Source organism: Marinitoga aeolica (assembly GCF_029910535.1).
GTDB classification, from domain to species: domain Bacteria; phylum Thermotogota; class Thermotogae; order Petrotogales; family Petrotogaceae; genus Marinitoga; species Marinitoga aeolica.
The window spans coordinates 1,938,122-1,953,545 of record NZ_CP069362.1 but is presented as its reverse complement, the minus strand read 5'-3'; the positions used below and the strand labels follow the sequence as shown (position 1 = coordinate 1,953,545).

14 protein-coding genes are annotated in these 15,424 nt (G+C 29.0%); 13 read left to right on the top strand and 1 reads right to left on the bottom strand.

Translation table 11 applies throughout. The annotated features are described in order from the left end of the window. Positions 1–293: 293 nt before the first annotated feature. The gene (uvrA, locus tag JRV97_RS09195) at positions 294–3,119 is read left to right on the top strand and encodes an excinuclease ABC subunit UvrA (RefSeq protein WP_280998257.1); all 2,826 of its coding nucleotides are present in this window, start codon (positions 294–296) and stop codon (positions 3,117–3,119) included. A gap of 39 nt (positions 3,120–3,158) precedes the next feature. Here uvrA and rd read toward each other — a convergent pair whose 3' ends face one another. Beyond that, entirely contained in the window at positions 3,159–3,320 is a 162-nt protein-coding gene (rd, locus tag JRV97_RS09190) for a rubredoxin (protein WP_280998255.1), read from the bottom strand. Positions 3,321–3,508: 188 nt separating this feature from the next. Between rd and JRV97_RS09185 the strand changes: the two genes are divergently transcribed. From JRV97_RS09185 to flhA, 12 genes are all read left to right on the top strand, one after another. Next, the gene (locus tag JRV97_RS09185) at positions 3,509–3,751 is read left to right on the top strand and encodes a DUF3783 domain-containing protein (RefSeq protein WP_280998253.1); all 243 of its coding nucleotides are present in this window, start codon (positions 3,509–3,511) and stop codon (positions 3,749–3,751) included. Then, complete coding sequence (gene glgX, locus JRV97_RS09180; RefSeq protein WP_280998251.1) at positions 3,752–5,905, top strand: glycogen debranching protein GlgX; 2,154 nt, start codon at positions 3,752–3,754, stop codon at positions 5,903–5,905. 59 nt (positions 5,906–5,964) lie between these two features. Beyond that, complete coding sequence (locus JRV97_RS09175) at positions 5,965–7,173, top strand: nicotinamide-nucleotide amidohydrolase family protein (RefSeq protein ID WP_280998249.1); 1,209 nt, start codon at positions 5,965–5,967, stop codon at positions 7,171–7,173. A gap of 11 nt (positions 7,174–7,184) precedes the next feature. After that, positions 7,185–9,218, top strand: coding sequence for a chemotaxis protein CheA (locus JRV97_RS09170; protein WP_280998248.1), 2,034 nt, complete (start codon positions 7,185–7,187; stop codon positions 9,216–9,218). Positions 9,219–9,230: 12 nt separating this feature from the next. After that, a complete protein-coding gene (locus tag JRV97_RS09165) occupies positions 9,231–9,656 on the top strand; it encodes a chemotaxis protein CheW (protein WP_280998247.1) in 426 nt (141 codons plus the stop codon). 25 nt (positions 9,657–9,681) lie between these two features. Beyond that, on the top strand, positions 9,682–10,047 hold the full coding sequence (locus tag JRV97_RS09160) for a response regulator (protein WP_280998246.1): 366 nt from the start codon (positions 9,682–9,684) through the stop codon (positions 10,045–10,047). Between the two features lie 139 nt (positions 10,048–10,186). Beyond that, positions 10,187–10,429, top strand: coding sequence for a flagellar biosynthetic protein FliO (locus JRV97_RS09155; protein ID WP_280998245.1), 243 nt, complete (start codon positions 10,187–10,189; stop codon positions 10,427–10,429). After that, positions 10,413–11,198 (top strand): flagellar type III secretion system pore protein FliP, encoded by a 786-nt coding sequence (gene fliP / locus JRV97_RS09150; RefSeq protein WP_280998243.1) that lies wholly within the window; start codon positions 10,413–10,415, stop codon positions 11,196–11,198. Before JRV97_RS09155 ends, fliP begins: the two co-directional genes overlap by 17 nt. A 2-nt stretch (positions 11,199–11,200) precedes the next feature. Further along, the gene (gene fliQ, locus JRV97_RS09145) at positions 11,201–11,467 is read left to right on the top strand and encodes a flagellar biosynthesis protein FliQ (RefSeq protein WP_129408207.1); all 267 of its coding nucleotides are present in this window, start codon (positions 11,201–11,203) and stop codon (positions 11,465–11,467) included. Between the two features lies 1 nt (position 11,468). Beyond that, positions 11,469–12,242 (top strand): flagellar biosynthetic protein FliR, encoded by a 774-nt coding sequence (gene fliR, locus JRV97_RS09140; protein WP_280998239.1) that lies wholly within the window; start codon positions 11,469–11,471, stop codon positions 12,240–12,242. Continuing rightward, positions 12,206–13,297, top strand: coding sequence for a flagellar biosynthesis protein FlhB (gene flhB, locus JRV97_RS09135; protein WP_280998237.1), 1,092 nt, complete (start codon positions 12,206–12,208; stop codon positions 13,295–13,297). Before fliR ends, flhB begins: the two co-directional genes overlap by 37 nt. Before the next feature lie 4 nt (positions 13,298–13,301). Then, positions 13,302–15,422 (top strand): flagellar biosynthesis protein FlhA, encoded by a 2,121-nt coding sequence (gene flhA / locus JRV97_RS09130; RefSeq protein ID WP_280998235.1) that lies wholly within the window; start codon positions 13,302–13,304, stop codon positions 15,420–15,422. Positions 15,423–15,424 lie beyond the last annotated feature (2 nt).

Below are 15,424 nucleotides of genomic sequence, written 5' to 3'. Positions count from 1 at the left end.
CCGGTGAAAATTCTTATTCCTCAAAAATGCTCATGAACATATTTTTAATGCGCAGCATTAAAAATAAACAAATGTTTATATATTAAAAAAATACAATAATTAATATAGGTTATAAATAAAGCAATATTTTAGTTTATAATATTTAAAATTTCGCGAAGCGAAAGTTTGGGAATTTTCAAGAATTCACTCATATTATTTTTTCATATTTTATTTTGTCAACAGTCTGAAGCGCCTTTGGGCGCTTTGTGTTATAATATAAATGTGACAATTTTTATTAAAATTGAGGTGTTAAAATGGACTATATTTTTGTAAAAGGTGCAAGAGAACATAATTTAAAAAATATAGATGTAAAAATTCCTAAAAATAAATTAGTTGTAATTTCTGGTTTATCAGGTTCTGGAAAATCCACACTGGCTATGGATACAATTTATGCTGAAGGACAAAGGCGCTATCTTGAATCTGTATCTTCTTATGCAAGAATGTTTTTAGGTGAATTAAAAAAGCCAGATGTTGAATATATAGAAGGGTTATCCCCCGCTATTGCTATTGAACAAAAATCTGTATCTCACAATCCACGTTCAACTGTGGGAACTGTTACAGAAATTTATGATTATATGAGAGTTTTATTTGCAAGAATAGGCAAACCTTATTGTCCAAAATGTAATATTCCAGTAGAAAAATCATCTATTGACGAAATAATAGATAAAGTATATAGTGAATTTGATAATAATTCAAGAATATACGTGTTTGCACCAATTGCTAAAGAAAAAAAAGGTGAATTTAAAAAAGAAATAGAACAAATGAAAAAAAATGGATATAAACGTGTTGAAATAGATGGAGAAATATATGATTTAGAAGATATATCTTCATTAAAAAAAAGCTATAGGCATACTATAAATTTATTAATCGATAGACTTAAACTAAAAAAAGAAAATTTTGAAAGATTATATGAGGCAATTGAATTATCCCTAAAAGAATCTGATGGTTTTGTTGAAATTAGAGAATTAGATATCAATGAAAAAACAATTAAATCAAAAACATACAGCGAAAAATTGGTTTGCCCAAATTGTGGATTCAGTTTTCCAGAAATAACACCAAAATTATTTTCATTTAATAGCCCTTACGGTGCCTGTCCTGATTGTCATGGCCTTGGATTTAAGTTCGAATTTGAACCTACTTATATTTTAGACCCAGATAAAACTATCTATAACGGAGCGGCAAAAAGTGGAAAAGATAGTTATTTAATTAAAACATTAGAACGTGTTATTTTGCATTATAATGATGATCCTAACAAGAAAATACGAGATTTAAAAACTGAAACTCAAAATGCTCTATTGTATGGGTCCAAAGATAAGATTTCTTTTGAATATATTACTCCAAATGGTGTTTATACATTTAAAAAACAATTTGAAGGACTATATAACATGTATGAAAGAAGATATAAATCCACTGACTCAGATGAAATGAGAACTTATTATCAAAATGAATTTATGACGATGAAAACATGTCAGACTTGTGGTGGTAAAAGATTAAAAAATGAATCTTTAAGTGTTAAGATAAACGACAAGAATATACAGGAAATTTCAGATATGCCTATAGAAAAAGCAAAAGAATTTTTCGAAAATATTGAGTTAACTGATTTCGAATATAAAATTGTCGGTGAGCTACTAAATGAAATAAAAAAACGTCTGGGTTTTCTTACAGATGTTGGACTTGGTTATATCTCACTTTCCAGAAGCGCTAATACACTTTCTGGTGGAGAGTCTCAAAGAGTGCGATTAGCCACTCAAATAGGTTCTGGATTAACTGGAGTTACCTATGTTTTAGACGAGCCAACAATTGGGCTACATCCACGTGATAATGAAAGATTAATAAATACATTAAAAAAATTGAAAGATCTTGGAAATACTGTATTGATTGTAGAACATGACGAAGAAGTTATAAAATCATCGGATTATATAGTAGATCTAGGACCTGGTGCTGGTATCAATGGAGGCAATGTTGTATATAGCGGTTGGATTAGAAATTTGTTAAAAAATCCAAAAGACTCTTTAACAGGTCAATATATAACGGGAAAGAAAAAAATTGAAATAATCAAATATAAAACCAAAAGAGTAGAAAAAAACACATCTCTAAAATTATATGGAGCTTCACATAATAATTTAAAAAATATAGATGTTGAATTTCCATTGGGCAAATTTATTGTTGTTACAGGTGTTTCTGGTTCTGGGAAGTCTTCATTGATAATGGATACGCTATATCCAGCATTAATAAAAGAACTACGCAGTGCAAAAGTAAAACCGGGATATTATAAAAAAATAGAAGGTTTAGAATACATAGATAATGTTATTGCGATTGATCAATCACCTATTGGTAGAACTCCACGTAGTAATCCAGCTACTTATACAGGAGTTTTTGATTTAATAAGAGATTTATTTGCAGCCACCAAAGAAGCAAGAATGAAAGGTTTTAAAAAAGGCAGATTTAGTTTTAATGTTAAAGGAGGACGTTGCGAAGCATGTAACGGAAATGGATATCTAAAAATTGAAATGCAATTTTTACCTGATGTATATGTCACCTGTGACGTATGCAAAGGCAAAAGATATAACAAAGAAACATTAAGTGTAAAATACAAAGGAAAATCTATCGCTGATATATTAGACATGTCTGTAGAAGAAGCTTTAGATTTCTTTCAAAATATTCCACGAATTAAAAACATCCTCAAATTATTAACCGACGTTGGTGTAGGTTATATCAAATTAGGACAACCTGCAACTACATTATCAGGTGGAGAAGCACAGAGAATAAAATTAACCTCTGAATTAAGGAAAAGATCTACTGGAAAAACTGTATATTTCTTGGATGAACCAACAACAGGTCTTCATTTTGAAGATGTAAAAAAATTAATTGAAGTTTTACATAAATTAGTGGAGAAAGGCAATACTGTCATTATTATTGAACACAATTTAGATGTTGTAAAAAATGCAGACTATATAATAGATCTTGGCCCTGAAGGTGGTGAAAACGGAGGATATATTATTGCTCAAGGAAGCGTAGAGGATATTATTAAAGCAAACACATATACTGGAAATTATTTAAAAAGAATATTATATAAATAATTAAAGTGCAGCAATATATGCTGCACTTAATTTTTTTAATTATTCTTGTGCTTCAAACATATCTTTTCCTACACCGCACATTGGACATACCCAATCTTCTGGTAAATCATCAAATGATGTTCCTGCAGGAATACCTGCTGTTGGATCTCCTTCTTCAGGATCGTAAATATAACCACAAACTGTACATACATATTTTTTCATAAATATCCCTCCATTTTAAATTTTATTTTTTTTAATTTTGTAATGGTTCCAAAAATATTATACTATTTTTTTTTATTTTTGTCAAGAGAACTAACAAAAAATATTAAATGTTCTAAATAGTAATTATTTATATTTTTTAGATTGTGGTATAATAAAAATAGATAAATTTTCACATTGGAGGTTAAAGCATGTTCAACGAAGTAAAAGATACACCTGTAATTATTTTAAATGGATTTGATAGTGAGGAAATAAATAAAATAATGAAAGCTATTAAAAACGTTGATGGATTACCAAGAATTATCTTTGCTACAACTACAAAAACAAATGTTAATTGGAAAATTGGTGATTTAATAAACGAATTGAAACAGGAGGATTTTGAGGTAAAAAAAGCGTTGAAAAAAGCATTAAATGAAAAAATAAAGGATGATTAAATGGAAAATTATTTTTATTATGATAACCCCGATAAAAGCGTTCCACTGAAAACAGAAAGAGGTTTCCCAAAATTAGGAGCCACAGTTGATGCTGGGGGAGTTAATTTTGCTTTATTTACAAAAAATGGTAAAAATGTATCTTTAGAATTATATCAAAACTTTTATGATGATGAACCTTCTCATGTTTTTCACCTTCATCCTGTAAAGAACAAAACTGGAAATATATGGCATATATATATTCATGGTATAAAACATGGACAGTTTTATGGTTGGCGCGTTGATGGAATATACGACCCAATGAATGGATATAGATTTAATAAATATAAACTACTTTCAGACCCATATGCCAAAGCTATTTCTGGTTCATATAATTGGGATGAAGATAGCGTTTACGGTTATGATAAAAATTCTTCATTACTCGATTTATCTTTCTCCACTATTGATTCAGCAAAAAGTCCTACAAAATCCATAGTAATAGATGATTCTGTATATGATTGGGAAGATGATGTTCATCCAAGAATTCCTTTAAAAGATTTAATAATATATGAAATGAATATAAGATTATATACTATGAATCCTAATTCAAGTGTTATGTCCAGAGGAACATTTAAAGGCATTATTGAAAAATTGGATTATTTAAAAGAATTAGGAGTTAATGCTATAGAATTAATGCCTATTTTTGAATTTAACCCTAACTCTATAATTAGAACAAATCCTATTACCGGAGAGAGACTAAAAGATGTATGGGGATACAATCCTTTAAGTTTTTTTGCTGTAACAGGAAATTATTCAGACGGTTTAAAAATTGGAGAACAAGTTTTTTTATTTAAAGATTTTGTAAAAATACTTCATAAAGAAGGTTTTGAAATCATTTTGGATGTTGTATATAACCATACCGGCGAAGGCAATGAATTAGGCCCAACATTATCTTTTAGAGGACTTGATAACCCTATTTATTATATTTTAAGTAAAAACAAAAGATATTACGAAAACTATTCGGGTTGTGGGAATACTTTTAATTGTAACCATACTGTAGTTAAAAACCTTATTATTGATAGTTTGAGATATTGGGTAACAGAAATGCATGTGGATGGATTTAGGTTTGATTTAGCATCTATTTTAGGAAGAGATACTAATGGAAATTGGATAGGAGATCTTTCTTTATTAAAAGATATAGCTGAAGATCCTATTATTTCAGATTCTAAATTAATAGCAGAAGGTTGGGATGCAGCAGGTGGATATTTTTTGGGATCATTCCCGGAAGGATGGGCTGAATGGAATGGAAAATTCCGAGATTCTGTAAGAAAATTTGTTAAAGGCGATAAAGGTTTAGTTGGAGAAATTGCATGTAGAATTGCCGGAAGTGAGGATTTATACGGAAATAAATCTCCTGTTGCAAGCGTTAATTTTATAACTTCTCACGACGGTTTTACAATGTGGGATTTGGTTTCCTATAATAAAAAACATAATGAAGAAAATGGTGAAAATAATAATGACGGTGCCAATGATAATTATAGTTTTAATTATGGAGTAGAAGGCGAAACAAACGATGAAAATATACTTAATATAAGAAAAAGACAAATAAAAAATTTCTTTACTATACTTATGATATCTCAGGGAACACCTATGATATATATGGGTGATGAATTTTGTAGAACCCAATATGGAAATAATAATGCATATTGTCAGGATACAATTAAAAATTGGGTTGATTGGGAAAGAAAAGAAAAATTTCAGGATATCTTTAGATTTGTTAGACATCTAATAAACTTTAGAAAATCACACCACACCTTAAGAAGAGAACATTTTTTCACTGGAAAAGATTATACAGGTGATGGAATACCCGATATTACCTGGCATGGTGTAAATTTATATCAACCTGATTTTTCATATAATTCAAAATCATTAGCTTTTATGATTAGTGGAATAGATTTTGTAAATCAGGATGTTCCTCCAGATAATGATATTTATGTTGCTTTGAATTTTTATGAAAAAGATTTAGAATTCACATTACCAAAACTTCATAATAAAAATTGGTTTCGTGTAATTGATACATATTTTGATTCTCCAAATGACTTTCTCGAATTTCCACAAAAAGTTACTAATTATTACACAGTTAAATCAAAAAGTATTATTGTTTTAATTTCTAAATAATTTATAAATTTACACTTTTTTCTTTTTTGTGGTAAAATATAAGTAAGAAAATTACGGGAGTGATAAATATTAAAGCTGCTATTCTAAGCACCGGTGATGAAATTGTTGAAGGAGATATTTTAAACACCACAGCAAAAGAAATATCGAATATACTATATTCAATAGGTTTTGATATTTCTTTCCATATTAATGTTAATGATAAAAAGGACAATATTATATCATCTCTGGATTTTCTTTCAAAATATAATGATTTAATTGTAATTACAGGTGGATTAGGCTCCACAAATGATGATATAACAAGAGATGCTGTTTCAGAATTTTTAAATGAAGATCTTATCTTTAATAAAGAAATTTTTGATAATATCCATATGAGATATAAAAAATTTGGAAAAACTCCTAATAAATTAATAAAAAAACAGGCTTTTGTGTTTAAGAACTCTTTAATTTTAAAAAACGATATTGGTAGTGCCCCTGGTTTATATATTACAAAATACAATAAACATTATATCTTATTACCAGGCCCGCCAAATGAGGCTATTGATATTTTTAAAAAATTTTTAGACTATATTATATCTAAATTTAATTTAAAAAAGGGAAATATTTATAAAATTCAATTTTATAATATTACTGAATCACAATTAATGTCTATGCTAGAAAAAAAATTGGAAAATATTAGATATTCAACAAAATTAGAATTACCAATAGGACCGTCTTTGATTTTTAAAGACAATAAAGAAAAAATAAAAGATATTATTAATTTTATTCATGAAAATTTTTCTCAATATATTGTTCCAAATAATCTAATAAAAATTATTTTAAATAAATTAGTATCTAAAAACAAAACAATTTCCACTGCCGAATCGTGTACAGGTGGATTAATAGGAAAGATTATAACTGATACACCTGGCTCATCAAAGGTTTATAAAGGTACTATTGTTGCTTACTCTAATGATGTAAAAAATAAACTATTAGATATTGATGAAAATATTTTGAAAAAGTTTGGAGCAGTCAGTGCAGAAACTGTAGAATTAATGGCAAAAAATATAGCTAATATTCTCGAAACCGATTTTTCAATTTCCGTAAGCGGCATTGCGGGACCAAAGGGAGGATCTCTTAATAAACCTGTAGGCACAGTTTATTTTGGATTTTATAATAAATTTTATGATAAAATCATAATAGAAAAAAAGATATTTTCTGGTAATCGAGATTTAATTAGAAAAAAAGCCGCTTATTACTCGCTAATAAGATTATTAAAACTGTTTTTATAGGAGGTTTTTTTATGGGAGAAATGGATGTTTATTTAAATGTATTTATCGAAGAAGCTAATGAAAATTTACAAAGATTAAATGAAGAACTTTTAGAACTTGAAAATAATCCAGAAAATTTAGAAAAAGTCAACGAAATATTTAGGGTTATGCATACTTTTAAAGGTATGGCTGGAACAATGGGATTTGATAAAATTGCAAAAGTATCTCATAAGATGGAAAACATTCTGGATAAAATTAGAAAAGGAGAAACCAAAGTTGATACTGAACTAATAGATCTTCTTTTCAAAACTCTTGATGCGTTAAATGAAAGTATAGTAGATATTTCTAATGGTGGGAAAGGAAATTTAAAATCACTAGATGATCTGATTTCTATACTTGAGAAATATATTAGTACTTCTGAACAAATTAATGAAAAAACATCTGAAAATACTAAAGAAATTACTTCAAACGATTCTGACAAACTTTTACATCTTGATGATATCACAAGAGAATCATTGAAAAATCTTTTTAATGTCGCTAAAGAAAAGAATTTAAATTTCTTTTTGATAAAAGTTAAGTTTGATAAAAATGTTCAATTAAAAGCTGCGAGAGCTTTTATGGTATTGCATAAAATCGATGATTTAGGTGGAGAAGTGGTTTATACAAATCCTTCATCTCAGGATATTGAAGATGAAAAATTTGATTTAGAAATAGAACTGGGTGTGATTATCAATACTCCTGCCGATGAACTTAGAGATAATATATTAAGTATTTCTGAAGTAGAAAGTGTTGCGGTTAATGAATTTGAATCTTCTGATTTTGAAAAACAGGAAAAATTTGAATCATCAGAAAATAACTCACCGCAACAAAAATCAAATGTTACTGTAGAAAATTCAACAAATCAAAAAAAGAAAATACAGCTTCAATCTGTACGGGTTGATATTGAAAAGTTGGATCAATTAATGAATTTAATGGCTGAATTGGTTATTTCAAGGAGTAGGATAACCGAAACACTAAGAAAATATGAAATAAAAGATGTTGATGAAAGTTTGGCAAATTTAAGCAGAATAACTCTCGACCTTCAAAATATTGTTATGAAAATAAGAATGATTCCAATTGCTTTTGTTTTCAACAGATTTCCAAGGGTTGTTAGAGATACTGCAAAAAAATTAGGTAAAGAAGTAAATCTAATTATAGAGGGTGAAGATACAGAACTCGATAGAACTGTTGTAGATGAAATCGGTGATCCTTTAATTCATTTAATAAGAAATTCGATTGATCATGGTATAGAGCCAGTTGAAGAAAGAATAAAAAAAGGAAAACCAAAAGTTGGTACTATAAAATTATCCGCATGGCATGAAGGGGATGGAGTTGTAATCAGTGTTGAAGATGATGGAAAAGGATTGGATAGAGATATTATTGCAAACAAAGCTATTGAAAAAGGATTAGTTGACCCATCAATGATTCCCACAATGAGCGATGAAGAAGTATTTTCGTTTATATTTTTGCCCGGATTTTCTACTAAAAGTAAAGCTACCGATCTGTCCGGACGTGGCGTGGGAATGGACGTTGTTAAAACCGTAGTTGAATCTTTAAACGGAAGTGTAACCATATCTTCCAAAAAAGATATTGGAACAAAAATAATTATCAGATTGCCTTTAACTCTTTCTATTATCCAGGTTTTATTGGTAACAATAGATGATTATGTATATGCTATTCCAATTGCTAATATTGATACAACACAAAAAATCACAGACGGAGATATAAGAATTGTTCAGGGCAACGAAGTATTTGTGTTAAGAGGTGAAGTAATACCATTAATTAGACTAAGAGATGTATTTAATATGCCTAACGTTGAAGACTCATTAACAGAAAAGGTTGTTATTGTAAAAACTGCCAACAGAAAATATGGTGTTGTTGTTGATAATCTTTTAGGACAGGATGATATCGTTATAAAATCTCTCGGTAAATACTTAAATAGCGTAAAAGAATTTAGTGGTGGTGCTATACTAGGTGATGGTAGAATTGCTTTAATTCTCGACATTACAAACTTAAACGAATTATGATGAGGTGATACTATGCAAAAAGAAATTTTATCTTTTGAAATTTCCAATCAAGAATTTGGAATTGATGTCGAATACGTTGAAATGGTTATTGAAAAAGAGGATATAACTCCAGTTCCAAATTCTAAAGATTTTATCGAAGGTATTGTAAATTTACGTGGAAGAATTGTTCCTGTATTCGATTTGACAAAAATATTAGATCTTGAAATTGCTGAAGACTTTAATTTTGATAGCATAATTATTATGAAACATGAAAAAGAAGAACTAGGGATATTAGTAAATAAGGTAAATAATGTAATTTCATTTAATGATGAAGAGTTGGATATATTACCTGCCAAAAGTGGTAAATTTATAGGGAAAGTTAATGGTGTTTTAAAGATAAATAATAGACTTATTGTGTATCTCAATCTCGAAAAACTCTTTGAATCTATAGAAATATAATAATATTTAAGTGGAGGTGCTTTTAATGGCGTTAAAAGTTTTGATAGTTGATGATGCTGCTTTTATGAGAATGTTATTAAAAGATATTATTACAAAAGCGGGGATGGAAGTAGTTGGTGAAGCTGCTAATGGTCAAGAGGCTATTCAAAAATATAATGAATTAAAACCTGATGTTGTTACTATGGATATTACCATGCCTGTAATGGATGGAATTCAGGCAATAAAAGAGATTAAAAAACAGGATCCAGCTGCTAAAATTATTGTATGTAGTGCTATGGGACAACAAGCAATGGTTATTGAAGCTATACAGGCTGGTGCAAAAGATTTTATTGTAAAGCCTTTCCAGGCAAATAGGGTTATAGAAGCCATTCAAAAGGTATCAAGGGGGTGATTTTACGCCCCTTACTTTTTCATCAACCCAAACAAGTTTTATGACAAGCTGGACATTATGGGCGTTTTTTTTAATTTTTTTCTTTTTGCTTTTTATATTACTGTTATTGTTTATTCAAAAAAAACTTATTAACAAAGGATTGCTAAATAGTCCTGCTGTTAGAATTGTTAAAAAATTTTATATTGATAGAAATTTAACTTTAAATATCATAAAAGTATTGGATGAGTATTATCTAGTATTAACTAATAATAATTCCATATCCTATCTGGATAAATTAGATTATGAAAAACTTTCAGAACTTTTAAAAGGGAAAAAAGAATTTTTTGATACTTTTATTGGAGCCTTAAAAAGGGAGAAAAAATCAGATGAAGAAATGCTTTAATAAAAAATTATTTTTAATTGTTTTATTCCTGTTTTTATTTTTTGTTGGTTCAGCTCAAGAACCATTACCAATACCTGAAATTTCTATTAATATTGGAGGAAATGTTCCTGGTCCTAATACACTAATGCCAACTTTAGAAATATTACTGCTATTATCTGTATTAACTCTTGCACCATCTTTTATTATGATGTTCACATCATTTATGAGAATTATAATTGTTTTATCTTTTTTAAGAACAGCTATGGGAAGTCGTCAAGCGCCTCCTAATCAGGTATTGATAGGTATTGCATTGATTTTAACTTTTTTAATAATGTCCCCTGTTTTTAACCAAATATATCAAAATGCTATCATTCCATATACTGAAGAAAAAATAAGTTATACTCAAATGTTTGAAAATGCGTGGAATCCAATAAAAAGATTTATGATCAATGAAATAGTTGCACATAAAAATCAGGATAATGTTTTTATGTTAGCTTCAAGCGTACATAAAGAAATTAAAAATATAAACGATACACCTCCAGAAATTCTAATTCCTGCATTCGCATTAAGTGAATTAGAGATTTCATTTAAAATGGGGGTTTTAATTTATATTCCATTTATTATTGTCGATATGGTTGTAGCAAGCATCCTTTTATCTATGGGAATGATGATGATTCCTCCTATTATGATTTCAATGCCTTTTAAACTATTACTATTTATCCTTGTGAATGGATGGGATTTATTAATTGGAGGATTAATAAGAAGTTTCCAAACTTCAGGAGGTCTATAAAATTGACATTAGAAGCTTTTATTGATGTTTTTAGAGATGGAATAACTGTTTTTTTATCAATTATTTCACCTATCCTACTAGTAAGTTTAGGTGTTGGTCTTATAATAAGCATTTTCCAAACCATAACCTCTATAAATGAGCAAACACTAACCTTTGCTCCTAAAATTATTATTACTTTTCTAGTTGTCGGTTTGCTATTTGGATGGATTGCACAAAAATTAATGGATTTTACATATCAAATATTAACTACATTTTTTGGAATGATCTAATATGGATGTAATTGTTTTTTTAGAAACCAAATTTTGGGTTTGGGCTATTATATTTGCTCGAATTGTTGGATTAACAATTTCTGCACCAGTTATAGGTTCAAGAACAATACCTTTTTATTTAAGATTATTTTCTTCTCTATTTATTTCATGGATAACATTACCTCTTGTCAATCTAACAATACCAGATTTACCTATATTTTATTTGATAACAATTATACTAATAAATTTCTTTTTAGGAATATTAATTGGACTAATTTCTTATATACCAATAGCAGCTATTCAATTTGCTGGACAATTTTTTGCATTTCAAATGGGATTTGCTATGGCTGGAATATTTGATCCAATAAGTGGTGAAGAGTCTCCTATTATAGGACAATTATCTTTTTTAATAGGAATCTTTGCCTTTTTATCCTTTAAATTACATATTTTGCTATTTCAGGTAATTATTAATTCATTTCATTCTATTCCTTTAATTTTTTCTATAAATACCGCTTTTCTTCCTGAAATATTATCCACATTTGGAAAAGTTTTTGAAATTGGGGCTCAACTTGCAGTTCCGATGAGTGCATTTATGTTATGTGTAAATATTAGTCTGGGAATTGTCTCAAGAATGATACCTCAAATAAATGTCTTTATTGTTGGATTACCATTAAATATTCTAGTTGGTTCTTTAATACTTTTAACTATTATTGGTGTTTGGGTAGAAATTTTTAGTAATAATATGACGGAGATAATAAAATGGATAAATTCTATAATGAATTTGATTTTAAAATAAATCTTCAGCTTTTTGCTGACCCAAGTAAAACAGAGGAGCCAACCCCAAGGCGGCTACAACAAGCAAGAGAGGAAGGAAATGTTCCTGTTTCAAAGGAACTATTAACAGCATTTTCATTTTTGGGTGTTGCTGCTGTCTTTTATGTTCTTTCAAAATATTTATTTGTTGATTTAAAAAGTGCTTTTATGAGATATTTAACTCTTGATACCAGCTTTTTAGATGAAAATGCATTAATGACATTAATTTTGCAACAGAGAAATCTCTTTACCTTAATATCTATTTTTTTGTTTTCTTCTGCTATTATTAGCCTTGTTTTAGGAATGTTACAAACAAAATTTTTATTCTCACCTAAAGCTATGAAATTTGATTTAGGAAAGCTCAATCCAATAAAGGGATTTCAAAGAATATTTTCTATGAAAACTCTTTTTGAGCTTTTAAAATCTCTGATAAAATTAGTGTTAGTTGGATATATTGCTTTTAGTATTGTAAAATCTCGATGGAATGGCATCATTTCCCTACCATATACAAATATTTCATCAGCTATATCCTTTTTATATTCAATAATTATAGAAATATTTTTTAAGCTTGGGATGTTAATGTTATTATTAGGACTTTTTGATTTTTGGTATCAAAAAAAAGAATATAAAAAGAATTTAAGAATGACCAAGCAGGAAGTTAAGCAGGAAATGAAAGATATTGAGGGAGATCCACAGATAAAAGCAGCAAGAATGCGTAGGTTAAGACAAATTATCAATCAAAATATGATGAAAGAAGTTCCAAAAGCAACCGTTGTTGTTACAAATCCAACACATTATGCTGTTGCTATAAAATATGATGAATTGGAAAATGATGTTCCTATTGTTGTAGCAAAAGGATATGATAAAATTGCTTTTAGAATAAAAGAAATAGCAAGAGAAAATCACGTCCCTGTGCTTAGAAATCCGCCTGTCGCAAGACAATTATATGAAAGAGTTGACATAAACGAAGAAATACCAGAAGATATGTATGAAATTGTCGCAAAAATTATTGCTTCTGTTTTAAAAGTTACGAGGTGATTAAATGGGAGAATTTACAAATAAATTTTTCAAACAACTAGATCTAATAGTACCTTTATTAATAGTTAGTGTTGTTATATTAATGGTTATCCCTATTCCACCATTTCTTTTAGATTTTTTACAAATGGCTAATATTTCATTAGCAATTATTTTGTTGCTGGTTACAATGTATATAAAAAATGCTCTTGAAATTTCTGCATTTCCAACATTATTACTGGTAACTACTTTATTTAGACTATCATTAAATGTATCTTCAACAAGATTAATCCTTTTACAAGGAAAGAATTTTCAGGGTAAAGTTATAAGGGCATTTGGAGATTTTGTTGTTGGTGGAAATTACGTAGTTGGCATTGTAATTTTCTTGATTCTTGTAATCATTCAGTTTGTAGTAATTACAAGAGGTGCCGAAAGAATTGCAGAAGTTGCAGCAAGGTTTACTCTTGATGCTATGCCTGGAAAACAAATGAGTATCGATGCAGATTTAAGTGCCGGGATTATTACAGAAGAAGAAGCAAGACAAAAACGTGAAGATATTAGACGTGAAGCTGATTTTTACGGAGCTATGGATGGTGCCTCTAAATTTGTTAGAGGAGATGCTATAGCAGGTATTATTATAACCCTTATAAACATATTAGGTGGTTTGATTATTGGTGTATTACAGCAAGGATTAGATATAGGGGAAGCTGCTCAATTATACACTTTGTTTACTGTCGGAGATGGATTAGTAGCTCAAATACCCGCTTTATTAATTTCAACTGCAACTGGTATTGTTGTATCAAGGGCTGCATCTAAAGAAAATTTAGGAAAAGATTTACTCAAAGAACTTTCATCAGAAAAGAGAGTCTTATATATGACCGGCGGAGTAATATTAACCCTCGGATTAGTTACACCTTTACCTATAATGCCAGCATTATTATTGGGGGGAGGAATGCTAACTTTAGCTTATTTAACAACTAAAGGATATTTACAAAAAATGATCCCTGCGACAGGTCCAAAAGAAGGTTTTGAAACACCAACTTCAGCACCAGAAGAAGGAATTAGTGGCGGAGCGAAAGCTCCTTCTGGTCCTCCTTTAACATCTGCTGAAGAAGTCTCAGAAATAATACAGAGCGATGTTTTAGAAATTGATATTGGATATGGTTTAATTCCCTTAGCAGATCCAGGTCAAGGTGGAGATTTACTTGAAAGAATTACAATGGTTAGAAAACAAATTGCTTACGAACTCGGAATTGTAATAAGCCCTATAAGGGTAAGAGATAGTGTCCTTTTAAGTGCAAATGAGTATATAATTAAATTAAAAGGTGTAGAAGTTGGAAGATTTGAATTATTTCCTGAAAAATTGTTAGCAATAAATTCTGGAATGGCTTCTGAAGAAATACCAGGAATTCATACAAAAGAACCTTCGTTTAATTTAGATGCCTATTGGATTGACGAATCCCAAAAAGAAGAAGTTGTTAATCTTGGTTACACTGTAGTTGATTCTCCGAGTGTTTTTGCAACTCATTTATCTGAAGTAATCAAAAAATATGCTCATGAAATACTTGGTTCTAAAGAAACTGAAATGCTCATAGAAGGTTTAAGGATAAAAGAACCATCATTAGTTGAAGAATTAACTCCTTTAATTTTCAAAACTTTTGAAATACGTAATGTATTAAAAGAATTATTATACGAAAGGATTTCCATAAGAAATTTGCCTGTTATTTTTGAAAAATTAATGGAACTTGGTAGTAATGAAGTTAAAGATATAGTGTCTCTTGTTGAAGGAGTGAGAAGCGCTCTTGCCAGACAAATATGTGAATCAATGAAATCTGGTGATGGTATTTTACATTTAATCATCTTAGATAAAAATACTGAAAATACATTAAATAATTATACTATTGAATATGGTGGAAATTATACTTTAGCTTTATCTCCTCAACTTTCTCAAAAATTACTTGATAATATAAGTCAGGCGTTAGAATCTCAAATGATGAAGGGTTATAATCCTGTAATATTATGTAGTTCACCTTTAAGATTCTATTTTTCAAGATGGTTATTATCAAATATTCCAAATGTTAATGTGATTTCATATAATGAGATTATTCAAGAGATTCCTATTTCTGCAGACGGAAATATAAGTGTTTAGAG

Bases quoted from the DNA above. Each gene is read 5' to 3' on its own strand.
- fliR (WP_280998239.1), top strand. From the start codon at position 11,469: ATGGATGTAATTGTTTTTTTAGAAACCAAATTTTGGGTTTGGGCTATT.
- fliP (WP_280998243.1), top strand. From the start codon at position 10,413: ATGAAGAAATGCTTTAATAAAAAATTATTTTTAATTGTTTTATTCCTG.
- JRV97_RS09185 (WP_280998253.1), top strand. From the start codon at position 3,509: ATGTTCAACGAAGTAAAAGATACACCTGTAATTATTTTAAATGGATTT.
- rd (WP_280998255.1), bottom strand. From the start codon at position 3,320: ATGAAAAAATATGTATGTACAGTTTGTGGTTATATTTACGATCCTGAA.
- JRV97_RS09160 (WP_280998246.1), top strand. From the start codon at position 9,682: ATGGCGTTAAAAGTTTTGATAGTTGATGATGCTGCTTTTATGAGAATG.
- flhB (WP_280998237.1), top strand. From the start codon at position 12,206: ATGGATAAATTCTATAATGAATTTGATTTTAAAATAAATCTTCAGCTT.
- flhA (WP_280998235.1), top strand. From the start codon at position 13,302: ATGGGAGAATTTACAAATAAATTTTTCAAACAACTAGATCTAATAGTA.
- uvrA (WP_280998257.1), top strand. From the start codon at position 294: ATGGACTATATTTTTGTAAAAGGTGCAAGAGAACATAATTTAAAAAAT.
- glgX (WP_280998251.1), top strand. From the start codon at position 3,752: ATGGAAAATTATTTTTATTATGATAACCCCGATAAAAGCGTTCCACTG.
- JRV97_RS09170 (WP_280998248.1), top strand. From the start codon at position 7,185: ATGGGAGAAATGGATGTTTATTTAAATGTATTTATCGAAGAAGCTAAT.
- JRV97_RS09165 (WP_280998247.1), top strand. From the start codon at position 9,231: ATGCAAAAAGAAATTTTATCTTTTGAAATTTCCAATCAAGAATTTGGA.